Raw genomic sequence first — 14,797 nt, forward strand, 5'->3', positions numbered from 1 at the left:
CTTTCGGAAGCACGGCCTCTACAACTACTACTCTGTCTGTTTCAGGGGAGAATATCCCCTGAGGAATTAGTACAGACGAGTACGGCGTGCGTTTTCGCGAGCCAGTTTCTTCGCGTGACGTTTCACTGCGGAAGCTTTGGCGCGTTTACGTTCGGTAGTCGGTTTTTCATAGAATTCACGACGACGAACTTCCGCCAGAACACCCGCTTTCTCGCAGGAACGTTTGAAGCGACGCAGTGCTACGTCGAACGGCTCGTTTTCACGTACTTTAATTACCGGCATGTGCCTCTCACCTTTGATTAATTCGGTTCTGCTGGCATCAGATAGCCAGCTTATTTCAAAATGGTGCGGAATTTTACTGCAACTGCTGCTGCTTTGTAAAGCACCGCCAGGACCAGAAACGCGGTTTTTGTGCGGTCTATTCCAGGGGCACGTATTATACACTATCTGGCCGCCTGGGTTGAGCAAAGTTTTACATCGGCCACCGTTGGCCCTACACTGCGCGGCAGGCGAGAGAGGTAAAAAAAACCATGCGTGTACTGGGAATTGAGACATCCTGTGATGAAACCGGCATCGCGATTTATGACGATGAAAACGGGTTATTAGCCAACCAATTGTATAGTCAGGTAAAACTGCATGCCGATTATGGCGGCGTCGTGCCTGAGCTGGCCTCGCGCGATCACGTGCGTAAAACTGTGCCTCTGATTCAGGCTGCCATAAAAGAAGCGGGCCTGACCGCGAAAGATATCGACGCGGTCGCGTACACCGCAGGGCCAGGGCTTGTGGGCGCGCTGTTAGTCGGCGCGACGGTCGGCCGCGCGCTGGCGTTCGCCTGGGATGTGCCTGCGGTGCCGGTGCACCACATGGAAGGCCATCTGCTGGCACCGATGTTAGAAGACAATCCGCCCGAATTTCCTTTCGTGGCGCTGCTGGTTTCCGGCGGCCATACGCAGCTTATCAGCGTCACCGGTATCGGCCAGTATGAACTGCTGGGCGAGTCTATCGACGACGCCGCGGGCGAAGCGTTCGATAAAACCGCCAAGCTGCTGGGGCTGGATTACCCCGGCGGTCCGATGCTGTCGAAAATGGCGGCGCAGGGCACAGCGGGGCGCTTTACCTTCCCGCGTCCGATGACCGACCGTCCGGGCCTGGATTTCAGTTTCTCCGGGCTGAAAACCTTCGCCGCGAATACCATCCGTGATAACGGCACCGACGATCAAACCCGCGCCGACATTGCGCGCGCGTTTGAAGATGCGGTGGTGGACACCCTGATGATCAAATGCCGCCGTGCGCTGGATCAGACCGGCTTTAAGCGTCTGGTGATGGCAGGCGGCGTGAGTGCTAACCGCACGCTGCGCGCGCGTCTCGCGGAAATGATGCAAAAACGCGGCGGCGAGGTTTTCTATGCGCGCCCGGAATTCTGTACCGATAACGGCGCGATGATCGCCTATGCAGGCATGGTGCGTCTGAAAGCGAAAGGCGAAGCGGGGCTTGGCGTGACCGTGCGTCCGCGCTGGCCGCTTTCGGAGCTGCCTGCCGCGTAACGCGTCAGTAAAGTCATAAAGAAAAGGAGTGAATCATCACTCCTTTTTTTGTGGCCGCTTTTTGCGAAACCGGCTCCAGATTTTGCTTTCCTGGCCGCGCCACAGGCGCTGAATATTATCGTGATGGCGCAGAAGAATAAGACACGAGAGCATCGCTACCGGGAATGTAAACTGCGGCTTAAACCACCAGACATAAAACGGTGCTACCAGCGCGCTGACGATCGCGCCAAGCGAGGAATAACCGCTCAGTAACACTGTCAGAAGCCAGGTGCCCGCCATCACGCCGGTGAGATCCCAGCCGATAGGCGCAATCGCGCCGAACGCCGTCGCCACGCCTTTACCGCCGCGAAAATGGAAAAAGACCGGCCAGATATGGCCCAGACAGGCGGCGATGGCGATAAGCCCCAGCCAGAACGGCGTTACGCCCAGCGCATACGCGCCCCAGACCGGCAGCATGCCTTTCAGCACATCGAATATCAGTACCGCCAGGGCTGCTCCCTTGCCGCCAATTCGCAGGACGTTGGTCGCTCCGGGGTTGCCGGAACCGCTGTCACGAGGATCGGGAAGACCCGCGATGCGGCAGACCAGAATGGCGCTGGAGATCGAGCCGCAAAGGTACGCGAGGAGGATCATTCCAGGCGCGATTGCACTCATAACGCTGTTCCGTTGTGAAAATGTCGTTGTATTCTCGGCATCTGTGGATAATACGCATATTTTGCCGGAAGTGGTATCCGGCGGGGCTAAAAACAGGCAGGGCCGTGATGGACATAGTATTTATAGAGCAACTTTCGGTAATCACCACTATTGGCGTTTACGACTGGGAACAGACCATCGAGCAGAAACTCGTGTTCGATATCGAAATCGGCTGGGACAACCGGGCGGCGGCGGCGAGTGATGACGTGCGCGACTGTCTGAGCTACGCGGACGTCACGCAGGCGGTGCTGGAGCATGTCGGTAATGGTCGTTTCGCGCTGGTGGAACGGGTGGCGGAAGAAGTCGCGGAGATCATTCTGACGCGCTTTAACGCTCCCTGGGTGCGCATCAAATTAAGCAAGCCAGGCGCAGTGGCGCAGGCCGCGAATGTCGGCGTGATGATTGAGCGTAGCAATAATCCGAATTAAAACATTTAAATTCATAATGAGTAAACCAAACGCGGGTATACCGGTCATAATGCAGGAACTTACGCGGCCGTCGCGCAGACTGCCGCGTTTTTTAGCGCTTATTTTTTGGGGTACGAGGGTTTACTGAATGACTGATATGCACTCGCTGCTGGTGGCGGCGATCCTGGGCATTGTTGAAGGGCTCACCGAATTCCTGCCGGTCTCCAGTACCGGTCATATGATAATTGTGGGTCACCTGCTGGGGTTTGAAGGCGACACTGCGAAAACTTTCGAAGTGGTTATCCAGTTGGGTTCCATTCTGGCGGTCGTCGTGATGTTCTGGCGTCGCCTGTTCGGGCTCATTGGCATCCATTTCGGGCATCCGCCGCATGAAGGCGTCGGCAAAGGTCGCCTGTCGCTCATCCACATTCTGCTTGGTATGGTGCCGGCGGTCGTGCTGGGGCTGGTGTTCCACGATTTCATCAAGTCGCTGTTTAACCCGATCAACGTGATGTATGCGCTGGTGGTGGGCGGTGTGCTGCTGATTATCGCCGAAGTGCTGAAGCCGAAAGAGCCAAAAGCGCCGGGGCTGGACGATATGACGTACCGCCAGGCGTTTTTCATCGGCTGCTTCCAGTGCCTCGCGCTGTGGCCGGGCTTCTCGCGCTCCGGGGCGACCATTTCCGGCGGTATGCTGGTGGGCGTGAGCCGCTATGCGGCTTCTGAATTCTCGTTCCTGCTTGCCGTGCCGATGATGATGGGGGCCACCGCGCTCGATCTCTATAAAAGCATGGGCTTCCTGACGATGGCGGATCTGCCGATGTTCGCGGTCGGTTTTGTCACCGCGTTCGTCGTGGCGCTGGTGGCGATCAAAACCTTCCTGCACATCATCAAACGTATCTCTTTTATTCCTTTCGCGATCTACCGTTTCATCGTTGCCGCTGCGGTTTACGCGGTTTTCATGTAAACGTCTTAGCCCTCAGCCGCAGGCTGAGGGCATCGCGCTTCCTTCCAGGCCGCCACCGCGCGAATACGCCGTTTTGTCAGTTCTTCCCGAATCGCCGGGCCGGTAAAGCCTGCTTCCACCACCTCTTTTGGCGACACCGCTCGCGCCACCTCCCACGCTTCGCGCAGCAGTCGCGCCTGCGGATAATCTTTCGCTTCAAAGCCGGTGCGTCCGCGCACGTCCGCTTCGCTGGTGATGGCAATCTGCTCCACGCGCTGCGGCTTGCGCCAGGCGTCTATCGAATCAAACAGGCCCACAATGGTCCGCGGCTTGAGTATCGGGAAGGTGTGGATCAGGTCATGGAACTCCGCCACCAGCTTCGCGAGATCGCGAATATCATTCGGCACGCGCAGCCGCTCGCAAACCTGCGCCACCAGCCGCACGCCCGCCGGGCCGTGGCCGTGATGGCGCGGCCAGAGATGCGGCGGCGTCAGCCCTTTGCCGAGATCGTGACACAGCGCTGCAAAACGCACGTCCACCGCCGGGCTGAACATTGCGGCCATGGCGAGCGTCATCAGCGTATGGATGCCGGTGTCGATTTCCGGGTGCCATTTGGCCGGGGCCGGAACACCGAATAGCTTGTCTACTTCCGGGAACAGCACTTTCAGCGCGCCGCACTCGCGCAGCATCAGGAAGTAGATTTGCGGGTTACGGGTGGTGAGCGCGCTTTCGGTCTCTTTCCAGACGCGCTCCGCCGTCAGATGCTCCAGTTCACCGTTCTCCGCCATCTCGCGCATGAGCGAAAGCGTTTCCTGCGCGATGCGAAACCCGAGATGCGCATAACGCGCGGCGAAGCGGGCCACGCGCAGCACGCGCAGCGGATCTTCGTTAAAGGCGGGCGAGACGTGGCGCAGCAGGCGCGCTTTTAAATCGTCGCGGCCGTGGTACGGGTCGATAAATTCGCCGGAATCATCCTGAGCGATAGCGTTAATGGTGAGATCGCGGCGCTGTAAATCCTGCTCCAGCGTTACGTCCGGCGCGGCATAGCAGGTAAAGCCGGTGTAACCCTGGCCTGATTTCCGCTCGGTGCGTGCCAGCGCGTACTCTTCGTGGGTTTGCGGATGCAAAAAGACCGGGAAATCTTTCCCGACCTGCTGATATCCAAGCGCCAGCATTTCGGCGGGCGTGGCGCCCACGACCACCCAGTCTTTGTCTTTTACCGGCAGCCCTAACAGGGCATCGCGTACCGCACCACCAACCAGATAACTCTTCACGCCTTCCACTCCGACATCAATTCAGCCGACAGATAATACGTTAAGTGTAGAGGAGATGGTGAGTGAAAAGGGCAGCGGGCGCTGCCCTGAGAGGATTAGTTCATCCAGCGGTCTTTGCGTTTGCGGCTTGGGATCATGTGCGGGAGCAGCAAACCGAGCAGCAAACCAACGCCCAGCACACCGCCGCCATACATAAACCACTGCATGATGATGGTGCGCTGTTTATCGTCGATCTGGATATTGGCGGCGTTCACTTTCTTCTGCGCCACGATAAGCTCGTTTTTGAGCTTCTGATTCTCATTTTTCAGGCCGTTGATGATGCCATCGCTCGCCGCGACTTTCTTCTGCATCTCCGCCGTGCGCTGATTCCAGGTGGTGTCGATATTCGTCAGCTTATCGGTCAGGGTTTTGACCTGATTTTCCAGCTCCGGCACGCGGGTGCGCAGGCTGGGCTCGCTTTTCAGCTGTTCCAGCGGGATCCACGATGTGCGGCCACTGGCATCACGAATCTGTCCATATTTGCCGTTACTTTCGAGCAGTGCGACTTCTTCGCCGGCGTTGACCGTGCCGACCAGGCGGTAATTGTCACCAGGGCCGCTACGCACCCAGGTGTTGAGTTCATCCGAGACATAGCGTTTTTCTTCGGCAACGGCCTGGAAAGTGACGCTAAGCGCAAGCAGGGAAAAGCAAATCAGACGTAATTTGTGCATCAGTTGGTCGTTATTGTCGTTGAAAGTGGAACGATAGTAGTGGCATCAGTCTGACGATGCAAAGCGTAAACCTGAATGGGAATCTTCCTGGTCAGCCTGTCGCCCGCCACCGCGGCAAATTTCATATTTTGATGGCGTCAAAAAGCCTCAAACATGGCAATTTTTCACAAAATACTATCTACTGACAGATACCAGGCTATTAAGTTCGCTGGAGTTTTCTTCAGTGTGACCCAACGAGTAAAGCAAAGACATGGCTCAGGAAATCGAACTCAAATTTATCGTCGACCCGGAACAGATTGACGCGCTGCGCGCCACGCTGAACGCCCTTGAGGCTGAACACAGCGCTCCGCGCCAGTTGGTCAACATCTACTACGAAACCGCGGACAACCAGTTGCGCCGTCACGATATGGGGCTGCGTATCCGCGGCGATAATGGCCGTTATGAAATGACCATGAAAGTGGCGGGCCGCACGACCGGCGGGCTGCATCAGCGTCCGGAATATAATGTCGCGCTGGAATCCCCGGCGCTTGCGCTCACGCGCTTCCCGGCGGAAGTCTGGCCGGAAGGGTTGTCGCCCGAGACATTGCAGGCGGTGGTGAAACCGCTGTTCAGCACCGATTTCGCCCGTGAAAAGTGGGTGGTTACTTACGGCGAAAGCCGCATTGAGCTTGCGCTTGATCGTGGCGAAGTGAAAGCCGGCGAGCTGGCGGAACCGATCTGCGAGCTGGAGCTGGAACTGCTGCAGGGCGAGGCGGCCGATGTGCTGAAATTCGCCCGTCAGCTGGTGGCGAAACCGGGCCTGCGCCAGGGCAGCCTCAGCAAAGCGGCGCGCGGCTATCATCTGGCTCAGGGGAATCCTGAACGTCCGCTGCGTCCGCTGACGCTTCTTAAAGTGCCTGCGAAAATCACGGTCGAACAGGGGCTTGAAGCGTCGCTGGAATGGGCGCTCGATCACTGGCTGTACCACGAAGAGCTGTGGCTGCGCGGTAACGACAAAGCGAAGCAGCAGGTGCGTGAGGCCATTGCGCTGGTGCGCCATACGCTGGCGCTGTTCGGCGGCATTGTTCCGCGAAAAGCGAGCACTCGCTTACGCGATCTGCTGACCCAGTGCGAAGCGACGCTTGCGACCGACGCATCGGCCCAGACGGTGGCTTTCAGCGCCATTCAGGCCTCTGCGCGCCTGGCGCTCACCGAATGGCTGATTTTCCGTAGCTGGCAGCCTTTCCTTGATGAAAAGGGCCGTCAGAAAATGGCGGATTCCTGGAAACGCTTTGCCGATATCAATCTCTCACGTCACGCCGCCGAGCTGAAAGCCGCGTTTGGTCAGCCGCTCGGCGACCGTTACGTTGATCAGCTGCCGCGTCTTTCGCGCGAGCTGGACGCGCTGCGTCTGCTGGCGGGCGTCTATGACGACACCGTCGCGCTGTTCTGGCTCGATAACTGGCAGGGGCTGCGTCACGCCATTGAAACCGGCCAGCGTATTGAAATCGAGCATTTCCGCAATGAGGCTATCTCGCAGGCGCCGTTCTGGCGGCACAGCGGGAAAGTGTAAATAACCACAGGAAACCCGCATGAGGCCGCTCTCCCTCCCTTTGCAACAGCAGTGGCAAGCCGTGGTGGAGCGGCTGCCGTTTGATGCCGCCGCGCTCAGCGATGACGCGCGCGCGGTGCTCACCTTCAGCGATTTTGTCCGCGAGGCGCTCAGTGCGCACCCGGAATGGCTGAGCGAGCTGGAAGCCGCGCCGCCCGCGCCTGACGAATGGCGTCACTATCCCGCCTGGCTTCAGACCGCGCTTGCGGAGGTGAACGACGAGGCGGCGCTGATGCGCGCGCTGCGCCAGTTCCGCCGCCGGATGATGACGCGCATCGCCTGGTCGCAGACGCTTAAGCAGGCCACCACGCAGGAAACGCTCACGCAGCTTAGCCAGCTTGCGGAAACCCTTATCGTCGCCGCGCGCGACTGGCTCTACGCCGCCTGCTGTCGCGAATGGGGCACGCCGTGCAACGCGCAGGGCGTCCCGCAGCCGCTGATGATCCTTGGTATGGGAAAACTTGGCGGCGGCGAACTCAACTTTTCTTCGGATATCGATCTTATCTTCGCCTGGCCGGAAGGCGGCTCCACCCAGGGCGGACGGCGTGAACTCGATAACGCGCAGTTTTTCACGCGCCTCGGCCAGCGGCTTATCAAAGCGCTTGACCAGCCCACGCAGGACGGTTTTGTCTACCGCGTGGATATGCGCCTGCGGCCATTTGGCGACAGCGGCCCGCTGGTGCTGAGCTTCGCGGCACTTGAGGATTACTACCAGGAGCAGGGGCGCGACTGGGAGCGCTACGCGATGGTCAAAGCGCGCATCATGGGCGATAACGACGACGCCTGGAGCCAGGAAATGCGCGCCATGCTGCGGCCGTTTATCTTCCGCCGCTATATCGATTTCAGCGTGATCCAGTCGCTGCGCAACATGAAGGGCATGATTGCCCGCGAAGTGCGCCGACGGGGGCTGACCGATAACATCAAGCTCGGCGCGGGCGGTATCCGCGAAACCGAGTTTATCGTTCAGGTGTTCCAGTTGATTCGCGGCGGGCGCGAGCCGTCGTTACAGCAGCGCTCGCTGCTGCCGACGCTTGAGGCGATTGAGCAACTGCATCTGCTCTCGCCGGATGACGCTACCTGCCTGCGCGAGGCCTATCTCTTCCTGCGGCGTCTCGAAAACCTGCTGCAAAGCATCAACGATGAGCAAACCCAGACGCTGCCGGGCGACGTGCTGAACCGCGCGCGTCTGGCCTGGGCAATGGACGAAGAGAACTGGGACGCGCTCAGCGCGCGGCTGGAGCGCCATATGGCGGGCGTGCGGCGCGTGTTTAACGAGCTTATCGGCGATGAAGAGCCGGGCACGGGCGAAGAGGCGCTGAACGAAGGCTGGCGCGAGCTGTGGCATGACGCGCTTGATGCCGACGACGACACGCCGGTGCTGAGCGAGCTGGGCGCGGAAAGCCGGATGCGGTTCCTCGCGACGCTCGCGGATTTTCGTAAAGAGACCGAAAAGCGCACCATCGGCCCGCGCGGTCGTCAGGTGCTTGATAATTTGATGCCGCCTTTGCTGAACGCCGTCTGTGCAAGCCCGGACGACGCGGCGCTGGCGCTCTCCCGCGTGACACCGCTGCTCACCGGCATTGTCACCCGTACCACGTATCTTGAGCTGCTAAGCGAATATCCTGGCGCGCTGAAGCACTTAATTCGCCTGTGCGCCGCCTCGCCGATGGTCGCAAGCCAGCTGGCGCGCTACCCGCTACTGCTTGATGAACTGCTCGACCCGAATACGCTCTATCAGCCGACGGCGATGGACGCCTATCGCGACGAGCTGCGCCAGTATCTGCTGCGCGTGCCGGATGACGACGAAGAACAACAGCTTGAGGCGCTGCGCCAGTTTAAACAGGCGCAACTGCTGCGCGTGGCGGCGGCGGATATCGCCGGTACGCTGCCGGTAATGAAAGTGAGCGATCACTTAACCTGGCTTGCCGAGGCGATTATTGACGCTGTAGTGCAGCAGGCGTGGGGCCATATGGTGGCGCGCTACGGCCAGCCGACGCATCTGCGCGGTCGCGACGGGCGCGGTTTCGCGGTGGTGGGCTATGGCAAGCTCGGCGGCTGGGAGCTCGGCTACAGCTCCGATCTCGATTTAGTCTTCCTGCATGACTGCCCGGCGGATGTCATGACCGACGGCGAGCGCGAAATCGATGGCCGCCAGTTCTATCTGCGCCTGGCGCAACGCATTATGCATCTCTTCAGCACCCGCACGTCGTCCGGCATTCTCTATGAAGTGGACGCCAGGCTGCGCCCGTCCGGCGCGGCAGGCATGCTGGTGACCACCGCGGAAGCGTTCGCCGATTACCAGAAAAACGAGGCCTGGACGTGGGAGCATCAGGCGCTGGTGCGCGCGCGTGTTGTGTACGGCGACAGGCCGCTGCAGGCGCAGTTTGACGCGATTCGCCGCGACGTCCTCGCCACCCCGCGCGATGGCGACAAGCTGCAAACGGACGTGCGCGAAATGCGCGAGAAAATGCGTGCGCATCTGGGTAACAAACACCGCGACCGGTTTGATATCAAAGCCGATGAAGGCGGCATTACGGATATCGAATTTATTACGCAGTATCTGGTGCTGCGCTACGCGCCGGAGCAGCCGAAGCTGACGCGCTGGTCCGATAACGTGCGTATTCTGGAGCTGCTGGCGCAGAATGACATTATGCGCGAGGACGAGGCGAAAGCGCTGACGCACGCCTATGTTACGCTGCGCGATGAACTGCACCATCTGGCGCTACAGGAACAGCCAGGTCATGTGGCGCAGACGGCGTTCGGGCCTGAGCGCGAACAGGTGCGCGAGAGCTGGCGGCGCTGGCTGGCCCCGGCGTAACCGTGCGATTGCGCGTAACTGTGCTATCATCGCGCGCAAATTTTGGTGTCTCTCAGGAGAGTCAGGAATGAAAGTAACGCTGCCCGATTTTGAACGCGCAGGCGTCATGGTAGTGGGTGATGTGATGCTGGACCGCTACTGGTATGGCCCGACGAGCCGCATTTCACCAGAAGCGCCGGTGCCGGTCGTCAAAGTGGAAACCATCGAAGAGCGCCCGGGCGGCGCGGCGAACGTGGCGATGAACATCGCGTCTCTGGGCGCCAGCTCGCGCCTGGTCGGCCTGACGGGTATTGACGACGCGGCGCGCGCGCTCAGCCAGTCTCTGGCACAGGTGAACGTGAAATGTGATTTTGTGTCAGTGCCGACGCATCCGACCATCACCAAGCTGCGCGTGCTGTCCCGCAATCAGCAGCTGATCCGCCTGGATTTTGAAGAGGGCTTCGATGGCGTGGATCCCGAGCCGCTGCACGAGCGCATTAACCAGGCGCTGGGGCAGATCGGCGCGCTGGTGCTTTCTGACTACGCCAAAGGCGCGCTCGCAAGCGTTCAGCAGATGATCCAGCTGGCGCGTAAAGCAGGCGTTCCGGTGCTTATCGATCCGAAAGGCACCGATTTCGAGCGTTATCGCGGCGCGACATTGCTGACGCCGAACCTGTCTGAGTTTGAAGCAGTGGCAGGCAAGTGTAAAACCGAGCAGGACATTGTCGAGCGCGGCATGAAAATCATCGCCGATTTCGATCTCAGCGCGCTGCTGGTGACCCGCTCAGAGCAGGGTATGACGCTGCTGCAACCGGGCAAAGCGCCGTTCCACCTGCCGACGCAGGCGCAGGAAGTCTATGACGTGACCGGCGCGGGCGACACCGTGATTGGCGTGCTGGCGGCGACGCTGGCCTCCGGCAATTCGCTGGAAGAAGCCTGCTTCTTCGCCAACGCGGCGGCGGGTGTGGTCGTCGGCAAACTCGGTACATCAACCGTGTCGCCGGTCGAACTGGAAAACGCGGTGCGCGGACGCGCGGAAACCGGCTTTGGCGTGATGAGCGAGGCGGCGCTGAAAGAAGCCGTACTGGCCGCACGCAAGCGCGGCGAGAAAGTGGTGATGACCAACGGCGTGTTCGACATCCTCCACGCAGGCCACGTCTCGTATCTGGCCAACGCCCGTAAGCTTGGCGATCGCCTGATTGTGGCGGTCAACAGCGATGCCTCCACCCGACGCCTGAAAGGCGATACGCGCCCGGTAAACCCGCAGGAGCAGCGTATGATCGTGCTGGCCGCGCTGGAAGCGGTAGACTGGGTGGTGCCGTTTGAAGAAGATACGCCGCAGCGGCTGATTAGCGAAATCCTGCCGGATCTGCTGGTTAAAGGCGGCGACTATAAGCCTGAAGATATCGCGGGCAGCAAAGAGGTGTGGGCGAATGGCGGGGACGTCATGGTGCTGAACTTCGAAGATGGCTGCTCGACCACTAATATCATCAAGAAGATCCAGAAGAACAGCTAACGCGCGTTGCACGAACGCCCCTTGCCTGGCAGGGGGCGTTGTCGTTTCTGTCAGTCCTGTTTATCGAGGCTATCGACCGGCGGGATGGCAGGCGGCGGCGTCACGGCGGTCACGGGCGCGCTGGCGCTGCCTGCGGTCGTGGTCGCTGAGGCGTCAGCCGGTGCGGAGGCCGCAGCACCACGCGATTCCAGCGCGGTCAGACGCTGCTCCAGCGCCGTCAGTTTCTCGCGAGTGCGCAGCAGTACCTGCGTCTGTACGTCAAACTCCTCACGGCTCACCAGATCCAGGCGAGACAGCTGGGCCTGCAGTACCTGGCGGATTTTCTTCTCAACATCTTCCCCGATCTCACGGATCCCTTTTGGCATCGATTCATGGACCTGACGGGCGATCTGTTCAATTTTCTTCGGGTCAATCATAGCGGTTTCCCTGATCTGGTATGGTCTGAAGAGTAATTGTAATCGCTGATCGGAAGGGTATAAACCGGAAATGTTTGAATCTCATGCATTGCCGACGATTATCAATGGCGTTATAGTTATCCCGCTTATTCTCAGGGCGGGGTGAAATTCCCCACCGGCGGTAAATCAGGCTTGTTCTGCTCCAGCGCGAAAGCGAAGACGCAAGATAAACTGAAAGCCCGCGAGCGCTTCAGGTTGTTTCTGAAGGTCAGCAGATCCGGTGTAATTCCGGGGCCGACGGTTAAAGTCCGGATGGGAGAGGGTAACGATCTGCCTGGGCTTGCGCCCACTCACGTTATTTTGCTTGCCGCTTGCCGGCACTCCTAAGACCGCCCTGATTCTGGTAATCCATATAATTAATGAGGTTTCTTTACCATGAATCAGACGCTTCTTTCTGCTTTTGGCGCCGCTTTTGAACGCGTGGAAAACGCGATCGCCGCACTGCGCGAAGGGCGCGGTGTGATGGTGCTTGATGACGAGAACCGTGAAAACGAAGGCGACATGATTTTCGCCGCCGAAACCATGACTGTTGAACAGATGGCGCTGACCATCCGTCACGGCAGCGGCATCGTCTGCCTGTGCCTGACCGAAGAACGCCGTAAACAGCTCGACCTGCCGATGATGGTGGAAAACAACACCAGCGCGTTCGGCACCGGCTTCACCGTGACTATCGAAGCGGCGCACGGCGTGACCACCGGCGTTTCCGCCGCCGACCGCATCACGACCATTCGCGCGGCGATTGCCGACGACGCGAAACCGTCCGATCTGCACCGTCCTGGCCACGTTTTCCCGCTGCGCGCGCAGCCGGGCGGCGTACTGACCCGCGGTGGCCACACCGAAGCGACTATCGATTTAGTCTCGCTGGCGGGCTTTAAACCGGCAGGCGTGCTGTGTGAACTGACTAACGACGACGGCACCATGGCGCGCGCGCCGGAGTGCATCGCGTTTGCCCGCGAACACAATATGCCGGTCGTGACCATTGAAGATTTAGTGAGCTATCGCCAGGCGCAGGAGCGCAAAGCGAGCTGACAAAAAGCCCGGCGAGCGCCGGGCCTGAATGCTTCTGAAAGCCCGGTCAGACCGGGCTTTTTTATTAGCCGCTAAGGCCGCTCGTTTGCAGCAGCGTCAGGCTTAATCCCATCACTGACATGCCGCACAGCACACCGTAGCTTGGGTTGTTATGCGGATCGATCTCTTTGGCAAGCGGCATCAGCTCATCCACCGACAGCGCCACCATGATCCCGGCGACTGCCGCCATAATCGCCGCCATGACCACCGGCGACACCATGGTGCCGAGAATAAGCCACGCCAGCACGCCGCCCAGAATTTCGGCCATCCCGGAGAGGCCCGCCCAGATAACCGCTTTACGGCGCGAGCCGGTGGCCGCGTAAACCGGGCCCGCCACCGCCAGCCCTTCCGGGATGTTGTGTAAGGCGACCGCGAGCGCAATCCCGAAGCCCAGCTCCAGGTTGGTGCTGGCCGTCACATAGGTGGCGATACCTTCCGGGAAGTTATGCAGGCTGATGCCAAGCGTCAGCAGAAGCGCGGTGCGGCGCAGATTGCGCGACGCATGGGCAGGGGGCGAGTCGATAAGATCCTGCGGGTGCGCGTGCGGCAATATGCGGTCGAGCGCGAAATAGCCGAGCAGGCCGACGATAAACATGCCATACCCCAGCACCGGTGACATGCCGTCTTCGCCGAGCGCGGCGGGCAACATTTCCATTAGCGAAATCAGCAGCATAATGCCTGCGGCAAAGCCCAGCGAGAAGGCCAGCAGCCGGTTGGAGGGCTTCTGCCCCAGCACACCGAGCAGCGCGCCGATAAACGTGGCGCCACCCGCCAGTAAGGTCAGGATCAGAGGCACTGACATCGAACACTCCTTTTTGATAATAATTATCATTAATTTATCGGGCGGAACGGAAAAGTCGAGGCCCGTCCGTGGCTTTTACAGATTACTTACATTCAAATTTTCTGACGGTCTTCATCACGGTTATCTCCGTTCTTTCTGTGTGCGATAAGCGTAAGGTAGCGTTATTGATTTTACCGTTTCAGGATATAAAAATGACTGCTTCCACTCGCATGCCCGCACTGTTTCTGGGCCACGGCAGCCCGATGAACGTGCTGGAAGATAACCGTTATACCCGCGCCTGGCGCACGCTTGGCGAAACGCTGCCGCGTCCGAAAGCCATTGTGATGGTCTCGGCACACTGGTTTACGCGCGGCACCGGTGTCACCGCGATGGAGCAGCCGCAAACCATTCACGATTTCGGCGGTTTCCCGCAGGCGCTGTACGATACACACTACCCTGCGCCCGGCTCGCCCACGCTGGCACAGCGCGTGGTCGATCTCCTGGCGCCGCTGCCAGTCACGCTTGATAAAGAAGCCTGGGGCTTTGACCACGGTGCCTGGGGCGTACTGATAAAAATGTATCCGCAGGCCGATATTCCGCTGGTGCAGTTGAGTATAGACAGCACCAAACCCCCGGTCTGGCACTATCAGATGGGCCAGCGCCTTGCGGCATTACGTGACGAAGGCGTTATGCTGGTGGCGAGCGGCAACGTCGTCCATAACCTGCGTACCGCGCGCTGGCATGGCGAAGGCGAACCGTATGCGTGGGCGGAGTCGTTCAATAACTTTGTTAAAGAGAATCTGACGTGGCGCGGCGAGGCGGCGGCACACCCGCTGGTCAACTATCTGGATCACCCCGGCGGCAGCCTGTCGAACCCGACGGCGGAGCATTTCCTGCCACTGCTGTACACGCTCGGCGCGTGGGACGGCAGCGAAAACATCAGCATTCCGGTCGATGGGCTGGAAATGGCGTCGTTGAGTATGTTATCGGTGCAGGTGGGTTAACCATGGCGCCC

General features: G+C 59.6%; 14 protein-coding genes and 1 riboswitch. Of the genes, 8 read left to right on the forward strand and 6 right to left on the reverse strand.

Annotation, left to right across the window (positions count from 1 at the left end):
• Positions 1-66 precede the first annotated feature (66 nt).
• Positions 67-282: a 30S ribosomal protein S21 gene (rpsU, locus tag CSK29544_RS08025; RefSeq protein ID WP_001144069.1), complete on the reverse strand. Its 216-nt coding sequence runs from the start codon at positions 280-282 to the stop codon at positions 67-69.
• A gap of 248 nt (positions 283-530) precedes the next feature.
• On the opposite strand from rpsU, the gene tsaD reads away from it, so the two are divergent.
• On the forward strand, positions 531-1,544 hold the full coding sequence (gene tsaD / locus CSK29544_RS08030) for a tRNA (adenosine(37)-N6)-threonylcarbamoyltransferase complex transferase subunit TsaD (protein WP_007778149.1): 1,014 nt from the start codon (positions 531-533) through the stop codon (positions 1,542-1,544).
• Between the two features lie 36 nt (positions 1,545-1,580).
• Here the strand turns inward: tsaD and plsY are convergent, their stop codons facing one another.
• Complete coding sequence (gene plsY, locus CSK29544_RS08035; RefSeq protein WP_004385594.1) at positions 1,581-2,198, reverse strand: glycerol-3-phosphate 1-O-acyltransferase PlsY; 618 nt, start codon at positions 2,196-2,198, stop codon at positions 1,581-1,583.
• 107 nt (positions 2,199-2,305) lie between these two features.
• Here plsY and folB point away from each other — a divergent pair, with 107 nt between their 5' ends.
• Positions 2,306-2,665, forward strand: a complete 360-nt coding sequence (folB, locus tag CSK29544_RS08040) for a bifunctional dihydroneopterin aldolase/7,8-dihydroneopterin epimerase (RefSeq protein WP_007707315.1) — start codon at positions 2,306-2,308, stop codon at positions 2,663-2,665.
• Between the two features lie 127 nt (positions 2,666-2,792).
• Complete coding sequence (gene bacA, locus CSK29544_RS08045) at positions 2,793-3,611, forward strand: undecaprenyl-diphosphate phosphatase (protein WP_007895186.1); 819 nt, start codon at positions 2,793-2,795, stop codon at positions 3,609-3,611.
• Positions 3,612-3,616: 5 nt separating this feature from the next.
• Here bacA and CSK29544_RS08050 read toward each other — a convergent pair whose 3' ends face one another.
• Positions 3,617-4,864, reverse strand: coding sequence for a multifunctional CCA addition/repair protein (locus CSK29544_RS08050; RefSeq protein WP_029039017.1), 1,248 nt, complete (start codon positions 4,862-4,864; stop codon positions 3,617-3,619).
• Between the two features lie 95 nt (positions 4,865-4,959).
• Positions 4,960-5,574, reverse strand: a complete 615-nt coding sequence (locus CSK29544_RS08055) for a TIGR04211 family SH3 domain-containing protein (RefSeq protein ID WP_004385598.1) — start codon at positions 5,572-5,574, stop codon at positions 4,960-4,962.
• A 250-nt stretch (positions 5,575-5,824) separates the two neighbouring features.
• Here CSK29544_RS08055 and CSK29544_RS08060 point away from each other — a divergent pair, with 250 nt between their 5' ends.
• The 3 genes from CSK29544_RS08060 to hldE all read left to right on the forward strand — a co-directional run bounded on the left by CSK29544_RS08060 (position 5,825) and on the right by hldE (position 11,478).
• The gene (locus tag CSK29544_RS08060; protein ID WP_007895199.1) at positions 5,825-7,126 is read left to right on the forward strand and encodes a CYTH domain-containing protein; all 1,302 of its coding nucleotides are present in this window, start codon (positions 5,825-5,827) and stop codon (positions 7,124-7,126) included.
• Positions 7,127-7,145: 19 nt separating this feature from the next.
• Complete coding sequence (gene glnE, locus CSK29544_RS08065; protein ID WP_029039018.1) at positions 7,146-9,983, forward strand: bifunctional [glutamate--ammonia ligase]-adenylyl-L-tyrosine phosphorylase/[glutamate--ammonia-ligase] adenylyltransferase; 2,838 nt, start codon at positions 7,146-7,148, stop codon at positions 9,981-9,983.
• A 67-nt stretch (positions 9,984-10,050) separates the two neighbouring features.
• Positions 10,051-11,478, forward strand: coding sequence for a bifunctional D-glycero-beta-D-manno-heptose-7-phosphate kinase/D-glycero-beta-D-manno-heptose 1-phosphate adenylyltransferase HldE (gene hldE / locus CSK29544_RS08070; protein WP_004385601.1), 1,428 nt, complete (start codon positions 10,051-10,053; stop codon positions 11,476-11,478).
• A 50-nt stretch (positions 11,479-11,528) separates the two neighbouring features.
• Here the strand turns inward: hldE and ubiK are convergent, their stop codons facing one another.
• Positions 11,529-11,894 (reverse strand): ubiquinone biosynthesis accessory factor UbiK, encoded by a 366-nt coding sequence (gene ubiK / locus CSK29544_RS08075; RefSeq protein ID WP_007895210.1) that lies wholly within the window; start codon positions 11,892-11,894, stop codon positions 11,529-11,531.
• A gap of 123 nt (positions 11,895-12,017) precedes the next feature.
• A riboswitch (FMN riboswitch) is annotated at positions 12,018-12,201 on the forward strand.
• Positions 12,202-12,308: 107 nt separating this feature from the next.
• Between ubiK and ribB the strand changes: the two genes are divergently transcribed.
• Positions 12,309-12,962 (forward strand): 3,4-dihydroxy-2-butanone-4-phosphate synthase, encoded by a 654-nt coding sequence (ribB, locus tag CSK29544_RS08080; protein ID WP_029039019.1) that lies wholly within the window; start codon positions 12,309-12,311, stop codon positions 12,960-12,962.
• Positions 12,963-13,026: 64 nt separating this feature from the next.
• On the opposite strand, the gene zupT is transcribed toward ribB, so the two are convergent.
• Complete coding sequence (zupT, locus tag CSK29544_RS08085; RefSeq protein ID WP_007895215.1) at positions 13,027-13,803, reverse strand: zinc transporter ZupT; 777 nt, start codon at positions 13,801-13,803, stop codon at positions 13,027-13,029.
• A gap of 191 nt (positions 13,804-13,994) precedes the next feature.
• Here zupT and ygiD point away from each other — a divergent pair, with 191 nt between their 5' ends.
• Positions 13,995-14,786, forward strand: coding sequence for a 4,5-DOPA-extradiol-dioxygenase (gene ygiD / locus CSK29544_RS08090; protein ID WP_029039021.1), 792 nt, complete (start codon positions 13,995-13,997; stop codon positions 14,784-14,786).
• The last annotated feature ends 11 nt before the right edge of the window (positions 14,787-14,797 follow it).

The organism is Cronobacter sakazakii (genome assembly GCF_000982825.1).
GTDB lineage: Bacteria > Pseudomonadota > Gammaproteobacteria > Enterobacterales > Enterobacteriaceae > Cronobacter > Cronobacter sakazakii.